Raw genomic sequence first — 15,530 nt, forward strand, 5'->3', positions numbered from 1 at the left:
CTTTGGCAAAACAGATAGTGTGAAAAATGATTTCTTGCGTAAGTCCTATTAAAATAAGTTGCTAATTATGTCCTATAAATTGATTCACCCTCTTCCCAAGCCTTCTGCCACCTCCGCCTGCCCCTCCTAAAAGAGCAAGGGGAAAAGGAAAAAATTTTATAGATGGGCGAGAAGCTTTAATCCTACTCTTACTGCCCTTATCCCCTGGTGCAGAATTGCGGGCTGGGGGATGAGGGGGAATAACTAGCAACTTGCGTTATTAGCCTATTTCTTTACGCAGATATCCGTCGATGTTAGTAGGGTTTTTCACTAGCGGATCTAGGGGCGGGTTTAATGGGGAATATAATAAATATGGGAGCATCTCATATTTGTAAAAACACTTCTTCTGGCTCCTTCCTTCTGACTCTTTCCTCCTGGCTCCTGGCTCCCAACTCCCAACTCCCATTTCTACCTTGGCTGCTTTCATTGAGATGCTCCCATAAATATTATTACTTGACATCCACAGAAAACCAGCCTCTACCCACTAACTTAGACAATTGAATTGAGATTTTGGGCTGCATCGTTCAGTTGTTGAGTGCCTACTTTGGTTTGAGTAATACCACTAGCGGTTTCTTGTGCCGATAGGTTGAGGCTGTTCATCGCATCGGCTACTTGTTGAATGGCCACTGCTTGTTGTTGAGCAGTTAGAGAAATCTGTTGATTGTTCAATACCACATTGTTAACAGCATTTGCCACTTCCGAGAAAGCTGCTGCCGTTTCTTGACTGATTTTTGTTCCTTCTTCTACTGTTTTAGTACCTTCCTTGGTCACCGTTACGGTAGAATTTATCGCATTCTTGATATCATCTACTAGGCGGTTAATTTTCGCGGCTGATTTCTTACTTTTATCTGCTAGTTTGCGGATTTCTGTGGCTATTACAGTAAAACCTTTGGCGTTTTCGCCGGCCCGGACTGCTTCTACTGAGGCATTCAGTGCCAGCATATTTGTTTGATTGGCTAAATCTGTCACATCAGTAGAGATATCGCCAATCTGATGGGTTTGTTCGCTCAAGTTCAGAATTTGTGCTGCTATCGCCCCGACATTTTCTTTCAATATTGTCATCGATTCCAGGGTTTGCTCCACTGCTAGGGTTCCCTTTTCAGCGATCTTTAAAGCTTGCCGTGCAGATTCAGCACCAGCTTGGGCTTGCTGGGCTGATTGCTGGGAAGCAGCGCCCAACTCATCCATTGTGGTTGTAGTTTGATTTACAGATCTCGATTGCTGTGCTGCTGTGCGTTCCTGTTGTTCAACTGTGGCCGCAATTTCTGTGGAAGAACTAACAATCATATTGACTGACTGATTCATGCTCTTTGCAATGCCTGAAGCAATCCACAGAGCGATCGCAATTGCCGTAAGTGCAGCTAAAGCAGTGCTTAAAATTACGACTGTAGTCAGGAACTGCAAAGCTTGAATTTGCTCTTCTTCTCTGTCAGCCAAAATTTGTTCCTGGGTGCTTTGAAACTCCTTAGCTATAGCATCAACCTGACGAAGCTTTGGTACAATTTGTGTCTTCCACAAGTTAAGTCCATCGTCTCGCTTACCTTGATCAACCAAAGAAAAGGCTTGTCTATAGCCTTGGTCTATCTGATCTTGTAATACATTCATTTCATCTAGCCGCTGGAGCTGCTTCGGGTTTTGAACCCGCTTAAGTAAATCCTGATAGAAGTAGTCAAAGCTGTTTACCTGTTCATTGTATTCAGTTAAGAAATCACTTTCTTGTGCCAAAAAATAGCCACGAGCCGCTTTTTGCATACCTGAGAATCCCAGTTGAAGATCTTTTAAACCTATAACAATGGCATTAGAGTTATTGAGAATTTTTGCTTTTTCTTCTACTTCTTTAGCATTGAAAAAAACCAAAGTAGCTGCTCCAACTGAAAGCAAAATCGGTAGAGAATATCCCCACAGAATACGATCTCTTAATTTGGTGGCTTTGAAGTTAATCATCTTAATTTTTTCCTGTCTTTAGAAACAAACAAATTAATCCCCTTCAAAGCAATGGGAACTGCATATCCGAGTTGCCTCCGGTTTCTCAGCTTTAAGTTGGCAAACATGGCAATATCTCCTGTTGGGTTAGGTCGCTGAATTATCTGATTCTCAACCATTGACTCAGACTCATCAAGAAAAACTTGAAAAAACTTAATATCGAGCAAGCTATGCAAATCAAAGTCTTTAGGATTGATGGTTGTTTCGCCTGCTTCGATTTTGGATAAATCCTGTTTATTCGATTGTAGCGGGAAATTCAGGAACCAAACCCAAACATCGTCAAATTCTCTCCCCCACTCTTCCTCTCTCCCACTCTTCCTCTCTCCTACTATTGATTGGGGTTCCAGTCGATCGTATAAATGTTACAACCTAGTTAAGCAACAAAATTTTGAGTTCATGGAAATAGTAGTGACGCTGGTGCTGGGTTCGGTGCTGTTTGTTTGGGGAATGCGGTTCGGGCGGGTGTTAGTTCGATCGGGAGTGACGGCTAACGATTTATTTAAGGGCAGAAATTCGATCGCCCTAGCTTTTTTGGTTTTTTATATTGCCTTGCTGCTACTGGCTCTAAATATGCCTCAAATGCCTGTTTTGCCGATCGAGTGGCGCTTTCACGGGATGCGAGTTACTTGGACTTTGCTACGAGTGATGTTGATGGGAGTCTGCGGTATTGGCTTTAGTATAAGTTGGTTGACAGCGCGACCCCAAGTAATCGCAGTCATTTTAATTTGCTTGTTGGGATTGGGAGGATTTACAGGCGCTGAAAACTATTTCATGGCGCCAATTTACGATGATTTAATAGATAATTTGCAGCCAAACGGTGTATTTCGGCAAACATCTAACAGCAGTTGCGCCCCCGCGGCCCTAGCAACAGTGTTAAGGCGTTGGGGAATCGAGGCGACGGAATCGAGTGTAGCGCGTTTTGCCCGGACGAGTCGCTTGGGAACTTCCATGCCGCAGTTAATTATAGCAGCAAGAGCTTTGGGCGTAAATGCGATCGAACTAAGGCCTACTTGGGAGCAAATTCAGCAAATTAATCGCCCCGGAGTGCTAGCAGTTTGGCTATTTGACGGCCCTCGGAAGCTACCCCACGCGGTCGCTTTGCTCGGCATGAATGACAGTGTAGCTGCCATTGGAGACCCGGCGCGGGGCAGGATTTTCTATTTAGATAGGGCAACTTTTACCCAGATTTGGCGCGAAGAATACGTGCCGATTTTTCGTTCGGCGGATATCTTGTTAAGTGACAAACAAGCTGTTGACTATTTGAGTAAGTTAGGATATAATTCTGGTAATTTGCAAGCAGATATCGAGCGCTTTCAAACAGAGAAAAAATTAAAGGTCAGCGGCAAATTAGACCGAATGACTGAGTTAATGCTGAGCGGCAGTTTTTTGCAAGAAGTCCCCAGATTGGATGGGAAATAGTTATTGAAAATCGTCAACCGCAGAGGAACTATTGACCGACAGAGAAGAGGAATCATGCGGTTTTTTTCAAACAATCTTTGAGTCATTCGTTCCTCGATATCGCAAATATTCGATCGCCCCAGCAGATGATCGACGATCGGACCTTGGTAGGGTGGCTGCATGAAATTACCGTAAGCGTAGGCAGTTGCATCTAATTCCTCCTATATTCTTACGGTCGATCGCACCTTGATCACGCCTCACCGTTTTTGACAATTGGGAACAGTTGAATCGCTCATTTTAGGCTCAGACAGCTTGACTTCCCATCCAGGTAAATTCCACCAATTAACTCGCTGATTCGGCTGAATCCAGAAGTTTAGTTGTGTAATCTTACCATCCTCAAATCTGAGTGTGGGAAAGTTAGGATAACTGGTATCATCGGTTTCGCGATAAGTGCGTCCCAGGTAATTTAGGCAGGTAGTTAATCCCTCAGTAATTCCCAATTCTTCGACTCCCGTTCCCTTCAATTTGGCATCATCGTAGCTGAAAGAACCGTCGAATGAATTGCCCGCTAACCCGCCTTTGGTAACAGTGATGGTGAAATCGTAGGTTACAGGAACTGCGTCGGCTTGGGTTGCAGTGACAACTGTGCTCAGAAGAGTCGTGGCGATGGCTACCGAGAGTTTTGAAATTGCTCGCACACTCGCATCCCGAAAAGGAACAACACTATAAATTTCGCTTGCAGCCATCGGGAAACTCCTTGATTACACTTCTACAGTAAGTGATTTTTCGGATATGATATCATAAGTAATCCGTTAAATGCGATCGCAGCCGAGGGCCAAGCGACCAAAAATTACCGCATCTGGTTCATAATGTATACTTTTGTTCCACTGAAAACTCCAACAGAAAATATTCGTCTTTAATCCGCCAGAATTAACTGAGTAGATTGAACTATATTCATTCCCGCCACCGCAAATTTTTGATAAGCTGCATCTGCTTGTTCCGTAAAATCAACCACACCTGAAATAACTACAGGCGAAGTGCAATCTTCCAGCAAATAAACCTTCTTTGCCAAATTCGGATCTCGCGCCAAAATTTCCGTTAACAAATCATCAATTGTCCAAGCAACGCAGTGGCTTTTGGCTTGTCCGGCAATAATTACTGCATCAAAATCCAGCAACTTATCAATAAACTTAGTATTCTTTTCAGCAATCGGATTGCCGTCGAATCCATCTAAAACTTCCGGTCGCAAAACCGAATAGTTTTCGGTCAGCGGATTCCCCCCTTTTATTTCAAAAAGTGCTTGGCTGTTGCGGGCTATAGTATGAAAAAATATTGCTTCTTCCACCGCAGAAACCAGCGCGTGTCCGATGCCGCCCAGCATCGAGTGATAGGGCCAAATTGTCAGGGGATATTTCCCATCGGCGCTGAGTTTTTTGACGTAGTGGCAAGCCTGTTTTTCCAGTGCTGAAAAATTGCCACCGCTGATGCTATCGGGGACGGCTGGATTGACTTTCCAAATGCCTTTTTGGACATCATCGAGTGTAATAGAAGTTGCGGCGGGTAGGGGGTGTTCGCCAGCTTCGTTTATCCAAAAAATTGGATGAAAAATTTGCATGGCGGTGTGGGTGTCCATTGTCGGCGCAATGGTTGTAATCGCGTTTAAATTGCGGTAAATAAATTCGCACAGCCGCAGGTTGTCATCGACAGCACCGCTACCCGAACGCCCGCCCACAAATAATTCAAATTCGGGCAGACAAAAAGTATTTTGGGCATCGATTATCATCAAACAAATGCGGTTTTTGTCGCTGGATGCTGGTTGGATGTTGTGCTGCTTTGCCCAATCTTTCGCTTGGGTGGCGCGTTCTTGGTAGGGGACGCGCCAGACTTCGCCTACTTTTGTGGGGTCAAAATGTTCGGGGATTGAGAGTTGGGCTTTTGGTGTCATAACCTATCGCTTTTATGGTAGTTGACAGTAATAATTTAAGTTTGGAGTATAATGCTGATCAATATTTGCGGGTGAATCATGGCAAAAGAACGAATCCAAGATTATGCTAGGGTAAAATTTAAACGCATAGTGTTGTTTTTTTCGATCGCACTTTTGCTTGCTATCTTAATTGTAGCAACTAGATCTGCCTACGTTCAAGATGTTTTGAGAACTCTGTTAATGCGGATCGAGGATTTAGGGTGGTGGGGGCCAGTGGCTTTTGTAGCTACTTATAACTTGGCTACTGTGCTGTTTGTACCGGGTTCGGTACTGACGCTGGGAGGGGGGGCGATTTTTGGTTTGTGGTGGGGTTCTGTTTACGTTTTTGCGGCGTCCATTTTAGGTGCTGTATTTGCTTTTGCGATCGGGCGCTATTTGTGCCGCGATCGCGTGGTAAAATATATGGAATCTCACCCCAAGTTTAAAGCTCTCGATCGCGCAGTTTGCCAACAAGGATTAAAAATAGTTTTTTTGACTCGTCTTTGTCCTTTATTTCCTTTCAACTTATTGAATTACGCTCTGGGAATTACTCAAGTTTCTTTGAAAGATTACGTGCTAGGTTCCTTTGGCATGATACCGGGTACAATTATGTATGTTTACTCGGGTTCTTTGGTGGGAGAGGTTGCTGCGATAGGCACGGCAACTGTGTATGAAAGTCCTCAAGATTCCGCAGTAAAATGGTTGATTAATATTATCAGTTTTCTTGCTACTGTCGCTGTTACTGTATTTATCACTCGCATAGCCAGAAAAGCTTTGGAAAAAAGTATTTAATTAGGAGAATTGGCCAATGTCGCAGTCAAAAGTTGATCGCGTAACTGTCCCCCCGATGGACGAGCACAACCAAAAATTAGTCTCCTATTTGCATCCCCCCGATTGGGTAAATCCGCAGCCGGCTAGTTCTTATAATTTAGTAGTAATTGGCGCGGGGCCCGCTGGATTAATTGTTGCTGCCGGTGCCGCGGGTTTGGGCGCGAAAGTTGCTTTGATTGAAAAACATTTGATGGGCGGCGACTGTTTGAATGTCGGTTGTGTGCCGTCAAAAGCTTTAATTCGATCGTCCCGCACTGTCGGCGATCTCTGGGAAGCAAGTAAATTTGGTGTTAATGTTTCTGACAGTGTAGAAGTGGATTTTGCCGCAGTGATGGAACGGCTGCGCCGCATCAGGGCGGGAATCAGCGATGTTGATTCTGTTGAACGCTACCAGCACAAATTAGGAGTCGATGTTTTCTTAGGCTCCGGTCGTTTTACTAGCAATTCTACCATAGAAGTTGCAGGTCAAACTCTCCGCTTTAAAAAAGCAGTAATTGCCACAGGTGCAAGGGCGCTAGAACCACAAATTCCCGGCTTACAAGAAGCTGGATATCTGACAAATGAAACTGTCTTTAACCTCACGGAAAGACCTCAGCGTTTGGCAGTAATTGGCGCAGGGCCGATCGGCTGCGAATTGGCTCAAGCCTTTCGGCGGCTGGGTTCGGAAGTCGTGTTGCTGCACAAAAATGCTCAGATTTTAGACAAGGAAGATGCGGATGCTGCTAAAATCGTGCAGCAGGCTTTTGTACGGGAAGGAATTCAACTAATACTAGAATCCACAGTAGATCGTGTTGAGAAAACAAATGCAGGCAAAGTAATTTATTATAAATCTCAAGGTAAGGAAGCATCGGTAACAGTAAATGAAATTATTGTGAGTACAGGGCGATCGCCTAACGTGGAAGGGTTGAATCTGGAGGCGATCGGTGTTGAATACGATACACACACAGGTGTATTTGTCAACGACAGTTTACAAACTACTAATCCCCGCATTTATGCCGCAGGCGATATTTGCATGAAACATAAATTTACTCACGCTGCTGATTTTGCCGCGAGAATGGTAATTCAAAACACTCTATTTTTCGGGCGCAAAAAGCTCAGCGCTTTGACGATACCTTGGTGTACTTACACAGACCCGGAAATTGCGCGCGTCGGAATTGGGGAACACGATGCTAAGGAAAAAGGCATTGATATCGATACATTTTTAATTCCTTTCCATCAAGTCGATCGGGCAATTATTGACGGCGAAGAGGAAGGATTTGTGAAAATCCACGTCAAGAAAGGCAGCGATAAAATATTAGGTGCAACTATTGTAGCGCCGCACGCTGGGGATATGATTAGCGAGATTACTTTGGCAATGGTTAACAATATTGGTTTGGGAAAGATTGCTAGCACAATTCACCCGTATCCCACACAAGCTGATGCAATTCGGAAAGCGGGAGATGCTTACAATCGCACTCGTTTGACTCCGTTTGTGAAAAATTTGTTTAATCGCTGGCTGGCTTGGACGCGATAAGTAAATAATTGTGGAATAAGCATCTTGCTTGTTCATTATCGGCTTTTATGGGCCGCGTCTAAGCCCACCATAAACTAAATTTCACTCTCTGTGGAACAGGCATCTTGCCTGTTCATAAAAAAGCTGCAAAATTAGGTGTGTTTTTATCCTTCTGTTTCTGTTTCCAATCCAACACCTTCATACAAAAGTGCGATCGGCAAATCAAACCCAATACTTGATAAAGTTACAATCTCTCCAGCAGTGTAAGAATAGTACAGCCACATTCTCCCCTCTCCCCGACAGTAACGCTCAACAAAAATTTTTTGTGAATCAATCAATATATACTCTTGCAAAGTCGGAATTTTTAGGTAACAAGTGAGTTTTTCATCCCGATCTTTAGCACTTGTACTGGGAGAAAGAACTTCCACAATGATTTTAGGATTCTGAATGAATGTGCGGGAATTCATGTCTTGAGGGTCGCAACTGACTATCACATCAGGGTAGTAGTAACGGCTTTGAAAACTGACTTGCAATTTCACGTCTGACACGTTGATCCGACAGCCTCTAGAACGCAGATGCGGGTACAAGTTTCTGTAAAAGTTGAGTGCAAGATCGTTATGAGGAATTGTACTGCCTGTCATGGCAAAAACTTCGCCGTTGACATATTCGTGGCGAATCTCTTGTTGAGCTTCCCATTCGAGATATTCCTCAACGGTCATTTTTTGGGGTGGTTGGGGAATGGATATCATAACAAAATTTTTGTCAATGTTACTTTGAGTGTAGCATTAGGGGTAAAACAATGGTTGGAAGTTGCGATCGCCCGCGCAAACAAACCCTGCCTTAAAAATCCCCTTCATCTACTTGGAATACCGTCAATCCCAAGCTTCTCCACATATCAACAACTTGCTGGCGATCGTCCAAAATAAACTTAATGTTATATTTTCCTGCAATATGCCGCCGATAGAACTCCTCTTTAATAATCGAATCCTTCCTCATATCTCCGGTTTTCCGCATATAAAGATCGGCATAATTGACCTCATACTGCTGCAACCATTTTTTAGTTTGAGGCTGACAGTCATCCGTCCGGCCCGACACTACAATAATATGGGCGCTGGACTGCCACTTGCGAACGGTATCTAAAACTGGCGGATTGGGCAAATCGCGATCGCACCTCGAAGCATCAAAAGGATTTCTGCCATTGAGAAGTGCCAGCGTACCGTCCATATCAACAATAATTGCATCCGGCAAATCCGGGTTATATTCCGGCGGCGCAACCGGAACCCGCACATACTTATTGTACATCTTCATGATCACATCTTTGCCCACCGAATTAAGCCTTTTCAAATCCCGTTTAATACATTCCTCAACCGGAACTTTGAGAAAAGAATCATTAACTTCTACAACAGCTTTACCTTTAACCAACTCCTTGATATGCTCGATGTGAGGTCCAAAATTAGTATCATCAACAATGACGTGCTTGCCGCTTTCCAAAGCCATCAAAATAATCGTATCTCTCAACTGCACAATAAACTTTTCATTTGCCGGCGACCAATGAGAAGCGTGAGCCATTTCTCGGAGCAAATCTTTATTGCTACGCACCCACTTTGCAGGTTCAGACAGCAGCAATTCCCTAGCAAATTGAGATTTTCCCGAAGCAGGCAAACCGACCAGTACAATAACTCTTTTCATGGCAATTGGTAATGGTAATAGATAATTGGTAATTTTGCTAATTTGCAACTTAATTCTTTAGCCCGCGTCGGCGGACTTTGTTTGTGTAGGAGCGGTTTCAACCGCCGATTCTCTGCTCACAAACCTAGATGGATGTAATCTAAACCCAGCAACTCCTCTATTTTATGAATAGTAACATCACGGAGAGCTTCTTTCACTCCCGCAACTCTTCGGGCCCGCAAAGAAAACAAAATCCCGGAATACGGCAAATGTTTCACAGCTAATGCAAAATCTTTCTGAACTTCGATATGTTCGTGCTGTCGGTAAGCTTCCTCGATTTCTTCAACCAAAGATTGATATTTGTCTTTAACTTTTTGATACAACCCACTCCACTCAGGAAAATAAGCTAAAAACTCTTCTCCTTCATTAGTTAAAACAATTTCTATCAGGCGGGTGGTCGAAAACCCTTCGCGCAGATGGAAAATCGCCACATATTGCGGAGACTTAACTTTAACTCTGTTGAAGTTAGCATCGCAAATAATATATCCTTCCGAATCCATCGGATCTAAATGTTGAGCCGCTTCGATAACTTCTTTCCAGCTAGTTAAAGGATAGGATGCGACCAATTCCCATCCGTATTTATTTGCCCAAATACTCGGGTCGGTTTCTAGCAGCGTTTGAGTGTTGCGAACCCCGTGCAGCACGATTTGATTGTTTTGTTGCTGGACAACTATTCTATTGTAAGGCGTCATCAACTCAAATATAAAACACTGGTCGGTTTCTTGTGGCAATTGATATCCCAATTCTTGCCAGACTTTCCAAAAAAGTTCGGCAAAGCTGAACCCAAAACCATTAACTTCGCCGGCGGCGTCGGGAGTGCCGCTAGATTGCACTCTCCATTCTCCTTTATAAAAATACATTACAGTCAGAGAACCGTCTAGTTTTTGATAAACTTTGGCATTTCTCCAATCAATTGCAGCGGCGTGAATTTCTCCGTAATTAAAAAATTTGTCGTAGGGATAAGAAACTATCTGCCAATTTTGAGATGAATCTAAAATAATGCCTCGGCACTGCTGAACTATCTTTTCGCCTAGAGGAGATTCTATCTGGGAGTATTTCAGACAGACTAAATCGGGATATTGGCGGTGGCGGGTAACTTTGATATGATAAGTTTCGGACAAAGTTTCCAATCCGTGCTGGCGCAAATACTCTTGCAGTTCCACGATCGACTCCTAAATTGCTCGCTTTCTCTATATTATATATGACTTCATATTCTGCCAACCTTGTCAAGATAGTCAAAAAACATTTTTCCCGGAAAAGCGAGTGTTAATTTGGTATTTTGAATTATGGTTGTACATACGTGAATGCGGTTTGCCACCCAACTAAACTCTTGGAATATTAAGGAAAAAGACCGTGAAGAAGAAATTATTACTTTTGGCTACTTCTGCTGGTGTATTGACTGCTTTAGTACCTCTCTCGGTTGTTTTTGGCTCTTCGCAATTGTCGCAGCGACAATCGGGAACAACACAAATTGCTCAAGGAGGCACTGCGGTTCCGGTAAATCAAATTTTGCAAAAGTTAAAAGGCAAAACGCAAGTGCCTATTTTTATTCCCAGCAGGATTCCGCTTTCGGGAAAAATGTATTATCCAACTACAGCACAAGCAAACAGCTATGCTATTTCAATCGATCATAAACCAGATTGCGGCGGTACGACAGTTTGCTCTTTTGGGTCAATTCTAGGTCAAAAAGGCGGGGAGTTTACTACAAAACTAGAAGGGGTAACTAAGACGTTAAAAAATGTCAAACTTGCGGGCGGAGTGAAAGGAGTTTATCATAACGGTTGCGGGGCTTACTGCACAGCAACTCTTCAGTGGAAAACTCAGGGTTTTATGTATACCGTCGCCATTAAGAACGGACGAGAATCTGATGTAATTTCAATAGGAAATTCTGCTATTCAAGCTGGGAAGCGTTAAGTTTAGCAGTCGGGGAGGCGCAACTTCTATATGTAGGGTGCGTAAGGGCGCACCTTACCCTTATTGTATGATATATCTTAACTCGCACTCGCCCCTTACAAGATGCTATTGTTTTTTTGCGCTGACCTACTTAGGGAGAAATCAGGATGAGGGGAAGATGGCTATTTGCGGCGATTTTTGCTTGTGTGGTGACTGCTTTTACGATCGCACCTTTGACACCAAACTCAGCGTTAGCAAGGACTGAACTCCCGATTACAGAAATCCGCTGGTTTAATTATTCCCGTGAAGATAGCTGGCAACCGATACAATTTATTGTACCCGATCGCAATACTACACAATCTGCCGGCAGCTCCAAGTTGCGGTTGTACGATGTTCATATTGCCAAGATGTTTGAGATTTCGCGTTTTTTGTGCGATCGCGATCGGGCTTCTGAGGGTTACAATTGGTCTTATCAAGCAGAAAATGGCAGTATTGAGATGGGACGCTTCAAAATTACCTGCAATCTCGCCCGTTCCATAGCAACAGCTTACGGCTTAGGAAAACCCGAAATTACAGTGATTCGCCGCAACTTCAACCTGAACAACGGTCGCCCTTCTTTTGCACTAGAAAAATACTCGATTCCCACTCTCAACATTGCTAAAAATAGAGTTGTGCAGTGGAAAGAGTTTGTGCAAAAGTTTCCCTCAATCCCCGATTATTCAGGCGCAAAACAGGCTAACAGTCGTTTTCCTGCGAGTAACATCTTCAGACAAATCAAAGGCAAAACGCGAGTGCCTGTTTTTCTTCCGAGTAGACTTCCTTTATCTGACATTCAGCAACTTGATTTTGATGTGCAAGCTGGTGCCAACGGTTACATTGTGGGAATGTATTTAGGCAAAGGATGCCGTGCGGGAGCTTGTTATTTCGGCACAATCGAAGCTAAAAGAAATGAACCGTTTTCGCCTCCTTCGCTATTGCCACAGGATACTTACAGAAGCGTTGAATTGGCGGGCGGATTCAGGGGGATTTATTTCAATAATTGCGGTGCTTACTGCACTGCTTTTGTTGAGTGGCAAAGGTTAGGGGTGCTGTACCGAGTCACAAGGAAAAACGCACGGCAGCGAGAAGTTGTCCAGATAGCAAATTCTGCACTTCAAGCAGGACAGCGTTAAATTTTGGTTAGAAATGGAAAAGGTAGGCGCCAGCGAAGCTATCTTCCCGCAGCCGTTCCCGAAGGGTAGGGAATCGCCCTTTTGTCAAGGAAGCTGGTAAAAATAAATACGATCGACCTTTTCCACTCACAACTACATTTTTCTCTCCAAATCTCGCAACTTTTGAGCTAATTCTTTCTCGCTGCAGCTAAGCTAACTCCTCATGTCAACCAGATTCATCCGGCTCGACCCTAGGTAAATCGTACATTGCCGGCAGCCTTTGCTTCGGAATGTCGATCGCCCCCATGCCAGCGACGCCCAATGCTGGATGGGAAACATCATCAACGCTCACTGCTACTGGCAGTCAAAATCTGGTATTTCTATTTGATCGCCCGAATTATCCCAACCAGCAATTAAAGTCCCCACCTGCGGTACGCTAGATCAGGTGAATATATTGGCTGATTTCAAGCTATCCTCCGATCAATCTTATGTCCCCAACCACATCTGCCCCTTCCCGAACCGTTCGCATCGGTTCCCGCAAAAGCCAACTCGCTCTCGTGCAAACCCACTGGGTGCAAGAACAGCTACAGAAACACTTCCCGCAACACACTTTTGAAGTCCACACCATGTCCACCCAAGGGGACATAATTCTTGATGTCGCCCTCGCTAAAATTGGCGATAAAGGACTTTTCACCAAAGAATTAGAAACGGGGATGATTAACAATGAAACGGACTTTGCCGTTCATTCCCTCAAAGATTTGCCTACCAATTTGCCCGAAGGTTTAATTTTAGGATGCGTCACCGAACGGGAAAATCCCGCTGACGCCCTGGTAGTTCACTCCAAGCACAAAGATAAGCAACTCGACACCCTCCCAGAAGGTTCAGTAATCGGCACTTCTTCCCTGCGGCGGCTAGCTCAACTGCGACACCATTTCCCTCATTTTGAATTTAAAGATATTCGCGGCAATCTCAATACTAGACTCGCTAAATTAGATGAGGGCGGTTACGACGCGATTATTTTAGCAGTTGCCGGCCTCGAAAGATTGGGAATGGGCGATCGCATCCACCAAATTATCCCTGCTGAAATCTCCCTTCACGCCGTCGGACAAGGTGCTTTGGGCATCGAATGCCGCGCCGGAGACACCGAAATCATGGCAGTGATTAAAGCTCTCGAACACTCGGAAACCGCCCAAAGATGTTATGCTGAACGCGCATTTCTGCGGGAATTAGAAGGCGGCTGTCAAGTGCCGATCGGCGTCAATACCAAAATAGAAAACGGTCAATTAACCTTAACCGGAATGGTATCGAGTCTCGACGGCCAGCGATTCGTCAAAGATACTGTTTCCGGCGCCGCCGAGACTGCTGAAATGCTGGGAATTGACCTCGCTCACCGACTGCGCCAACAGGGTGCTAGTGCAATTTTGGAGGAAATATTTGTCGAAGTTCAACGTGGTTCATAAAACCGATCCGCATCTGTTTGTAAATGCTTTGAGACGCAATATATCGCCTTTTGTAAAATAAAAATAACAGGCGGTTTGCTTTGGCTTTCACAGGTAGAGTAGCAGTCTGATTGTAGATTTTTGATGGGATTTTAGGTAGGACTTGTGCGATAGATTTCAAAAATATCTGACTAATTTAGGACGATCCGCACGGGTGTTAAGCAACCCGGTTTCTGATGTAAGTCTCGCTGTATAGCCCAAGATTTATGGTAAAAACCGGTTTTTTTTTCGTAAGTCCTATAATTCTTAACATCCCCATCCACAATCTACAATCAAACATCCAAAATTAATCAGCAATTTATTTCAGGTAAAGGCCCAATATGAGCGCTAGAGAAATTCAATTAAAGCTGGAATTGAAAAAGGTTCAGCAACTATATAGAAAAATGCAAGCAGACCAACAAGCTTTGCAGAAGCAATTGAAAGAGTTCAAAACTCAAGCAGGAAATTTTTCTGATGTAGTCGAGCAAGTCTTGCCGTCCTTAGTTTCAATTTACGTCATGGATTGGGATACAGAAGAAGAGATTTCTTCAGGAAGTGGGTTCTTTGTATCGCCGGACATAATTGTTACGAACTATCACGTTGTAGAAGATATTGCCGATCAAGATTACTTCTATGAAGAAGATGAAATCGAACAGGTTTTAGTCGAAACTCACGACGGAAAATTGAGATTGGCCGAGGTGGTGTTTACTGGTAATGCTGAAGAAGATTTAGCATTACTATTAATTAGCGATTTTACCTTCGACCAGAACACAGGGGAACAAGTGGACTCTCCCCAAGAATATCCTCCCCTAGAGTTGTCTTTTGATGTCAAAGTGGGAGATAGAGTAATTGCCGTCGGCAATCCTTTGGGGCAGTTTGCTTCAACTGTAACTCAAGGTATTGTGAGTGCAATTCGCGAACCAGAGGAATATGAGGAAGGCGACGATGAAGATGATGTTGCTGAGGTGAAGGTGTTGCAAACTGATGCGGCGATTAATCCGGGAAATTCTGGCGGCCCGTTGATTAATATGGCTGGTCAAGTGGTTGGTGTGAATACCTGGGGATTGGAAGATGCCGACAGTATTAATTTGGCGATCGCCTCTGAAGCTTTGGATGATTTTCTAGCGGGATTTGAGGAGACATTTGAGGAGAATTCTCAGAATTAGTCGGGAGTTATCCGTAATAGTGTGATTCGGGCGATCGCCCTTGTTCTCAGAGGGGATGGAAAAGGCGATCGCTATTTTTTTAATTACATACTGAATTACATACTGAGGGCTTTTGGTTCAGTTTTACTAATGCGTAAAAAATCTCAAACAGCATACCCTTTTTGATGTTTACCGTCATTCAGAAACTGACATATAAATTTGATTATATCCTGAAAATTGTCGCGGGAGGGGAGTCGGGGCGAGGACTATTTTTTTCACTGCACAGCGACGCGGATGGAAAAAGGGCGATCGCATTCTTGAGTAAACTGCGATCGCTACAGCAACTCAGATTTATAAGTAGTTAGACAGAATTAATTACACAAATACATAGTAGAATGATATTCCAGGCAAAATTATGAGTTAATTAGA

Annotated in this window: 14 protein-coding genes; 7 read left to right on the forward strand and 7 right to left on the reverse strand. The window is 43.9% G+C overall.

Features of this window, described 5'->3' with window-relative positions; genetic code table 11:
• Window positions 1-528 precede the first annotated feature (528 nt).
• A complete protein-coding gene (locus QUA24_RS21670) occupies window positions 529-1,983 on the reverse strand; it encodes a methyl-accepting chemotaxis protein (RefSeq protein ID WP_333231972.1) in 1,455 nt (484 codons plus the stop codon).
• 435 nt (window positions 1,984-2,418) lie between these two features.
• On the opposite strand from QUA24_RS21670, the gene QUA24_RS21675 reads away from it, so the two are divergent.
• Window positions 2,419-3,441: a cysteine peptidase family C39 domain-containing protein gene (locus QUA24_RS21675; protein WP_333231974.1), complete on the forward strand. Its 1,023-nt coding sequence runs from the start codon at window positions 2,419-2,421 to the stop codon at window positions 3,439-3,441.
• A gap of 236 nt (window positions 3,442-3,677) precedes the next feature.
• Here the strand turns inward: QUA24_RS21675 and QUA24_RS21680 are convergent, their stop codons facing one another.
• Together QUA24_RS21680 and QUA24_RS21685 are read right to left on the reverse strand one after the other, a co-directional pair.
• Complete coding sequence (locus QUA24_RS21680; RefSeq protein WP_333231976.1) at window positions 3,678-4,166, reverse strand: hypothetical protein; 489 nt, start codon at window positions 4,164-4,166, stop codon at window positions 3,678-3,680.
• Window positions 4,167-4,336: 170 nt separating this feature from the next.
• Complete coding sequence (locus tag QUA24_RS21685; RefSeq protein ID WP_333231978.1) at window positions 4,337-5,365, reverse strand: isochorismatase; 1,029 nt, start codon at window positions 5,363-5,365, stop codon at window positions 4,337-4,339.
• A gap of 78 nt (window positions 5,366-5,443) precedes the next feature.
• On the opposite strand from QUA24_RS21685, the gene QUA24_RS21690 reads away from it, so the two are divergent.
• Both QUA24_RS21690 and QUA24_RS21695 read left to right on the forward strand, forming a co-directional pair.
• Window positions 5,444-6,175, forward strand: coding sequence for a TVP38/TMEM64 family protein (locus tag QUA24_RS21690; RefSeq protein ID WP_333231980.1), 732 nt, complete (start codon window positions 5,444-5,446; stop codon window positions 6,173-6,175).
• A 16-nt stretch (window positions 6,176-6,191) separates the two neighbouring features.
• Window positions 6,192-7,727, forward strand: coding sequence for a mercuric reductase (locus tag QUA24_RS21695; RefSeq protein ID WP_333231981.1), 1,536 nt, complete (start codon window positions 6,192-6,194; stop codon window positions 7,725-7,727).
• A 143-nt stretch (window positions 7,728-7,870) separates the two neighbouring features.
• On the opposite strand, the gene QUA24_RS21700 is transcribed toward QUA24_RS21695, so the two are convergent.
• The 3 genes from QUA24_RS21700 to QUA24_RS21710 form a co-directional block, all read right to left on the reverse strand.
• Window positions 7,871-8,455 carry a Uma2 family endonuclease gene (locus QUA24_RS21700; protein WP_333231982.1) on the reverse strand — a complete coding sequence of 195 codons (585 nt, stop codon included), beginning with the start codon at window positions 8,453-8,455 and terminating at the stop codon, window positions 7,871-7,873.
• Between the two features lie 91 nt (window positions 8,456-8,546).
• Window positions 8,547-9,395: a phosphatase domain-containing protein gene (locus tag QUA24_RS21705; protein ID WP_333231983.1), complete on the reverse strand. Its 849-nt coding sequence runs from the start codon at window positions 9,393-9,395 to the stop codon at window positions 8,547-8,549.
• 116 nt (window positions 9,396-9,511) lie between these two features.
• On the reverse strand, window positions 9,512-10,597 hold the full coding sequence (locus QUA24_RS21710; protein WP_333231985.1) for a T4 RnlA family RNA ligase: 1,086 nt from the start codon (window positions 10,595-10,597) through the stop codon (window positions 9,512-9,514).
• Window positions 10,598-10,787: 190 nt separating this feature from the next.
• Between QUA24_RS21710 and QUA24_RS21715 the strand changes: the two genes are divergently transcribed.
• On the forward strand, window positions 10,788-11,348 hold the full coding sequence (locus QUA24_RS21715; protein ID WP_333231987.1) for a hypothetical protein: 561 nt from the start codon (window positions 10,788-10,790) through the stop codon (window positions 11,346-11,348).
• Between the two features lie 146 nt (window positions 11,349-11,494).
• Window positions 11,495-12,499: a hypothetical protein gene (locus QUA24_RS21720; protein ID WP_333231989.1), complete on the forward strand. Its 1,005-nt coding sequence runs from the start codon at window positions 11,495-11,497 to the stop codon at window positions 12,497-12,499.
• Between the two features lie 205 nt (window positions 12,500-12,704).
• Here the strand turns inward: QUA24_RS21720 and QUA24_RS21725 are convergent, their stop codons facing one another.
• Window positions 12,705-12,830, reverse strand: coding sequence for a hypothetical protein (locus tag QUA24_RS21725; protein WP_333231991.1), 126 nt, complete (start codon window positions 12,828-12,830; stop codon window positions 12,705-12,707).
• A 136-nt stretch (window positions 12,831-12,966) separates the two neighbouring features.
• On the opposite strand from QUA24_RS21725, the gene hemC reads away from it, so the two are divergent.
• A complete protein-coding gene (gene hemC, locus QUA24_RS21730; RefSeq protein ID WP_333210892.1) occupies window positions 12,967-13,938 on the forward strand; it encodes a hydroxymethylbilane synthase in 972 nt (323 codons plus the stop codon).
• 359 nt (window positions 13,939-14,297) lie between these two features.
• Window positions 14,298-15,122 (forward strand): S1C family serine protease, encoded by an 825-nt coding sequence (locus tag QUA24_RS21735; RefSeq protein WP_333231992.1) that lies wholly within the window; start codon window positions 14,298-14,300, stop codon window positions 15,120-15,122.
• Window positions 15,123-15,530: the final 408 nt, after the last annotated feature.

The organism is Microcoleus sp. Pol12B5 (assembly GCF_036701335.1).
In the GTDB taxonomy this organism is placed as follows: Bacteria; Cyanobacteriota; Cyanobacteriia; order Cyanobacteriales; family Microcoleaceae; genus Microcoleus.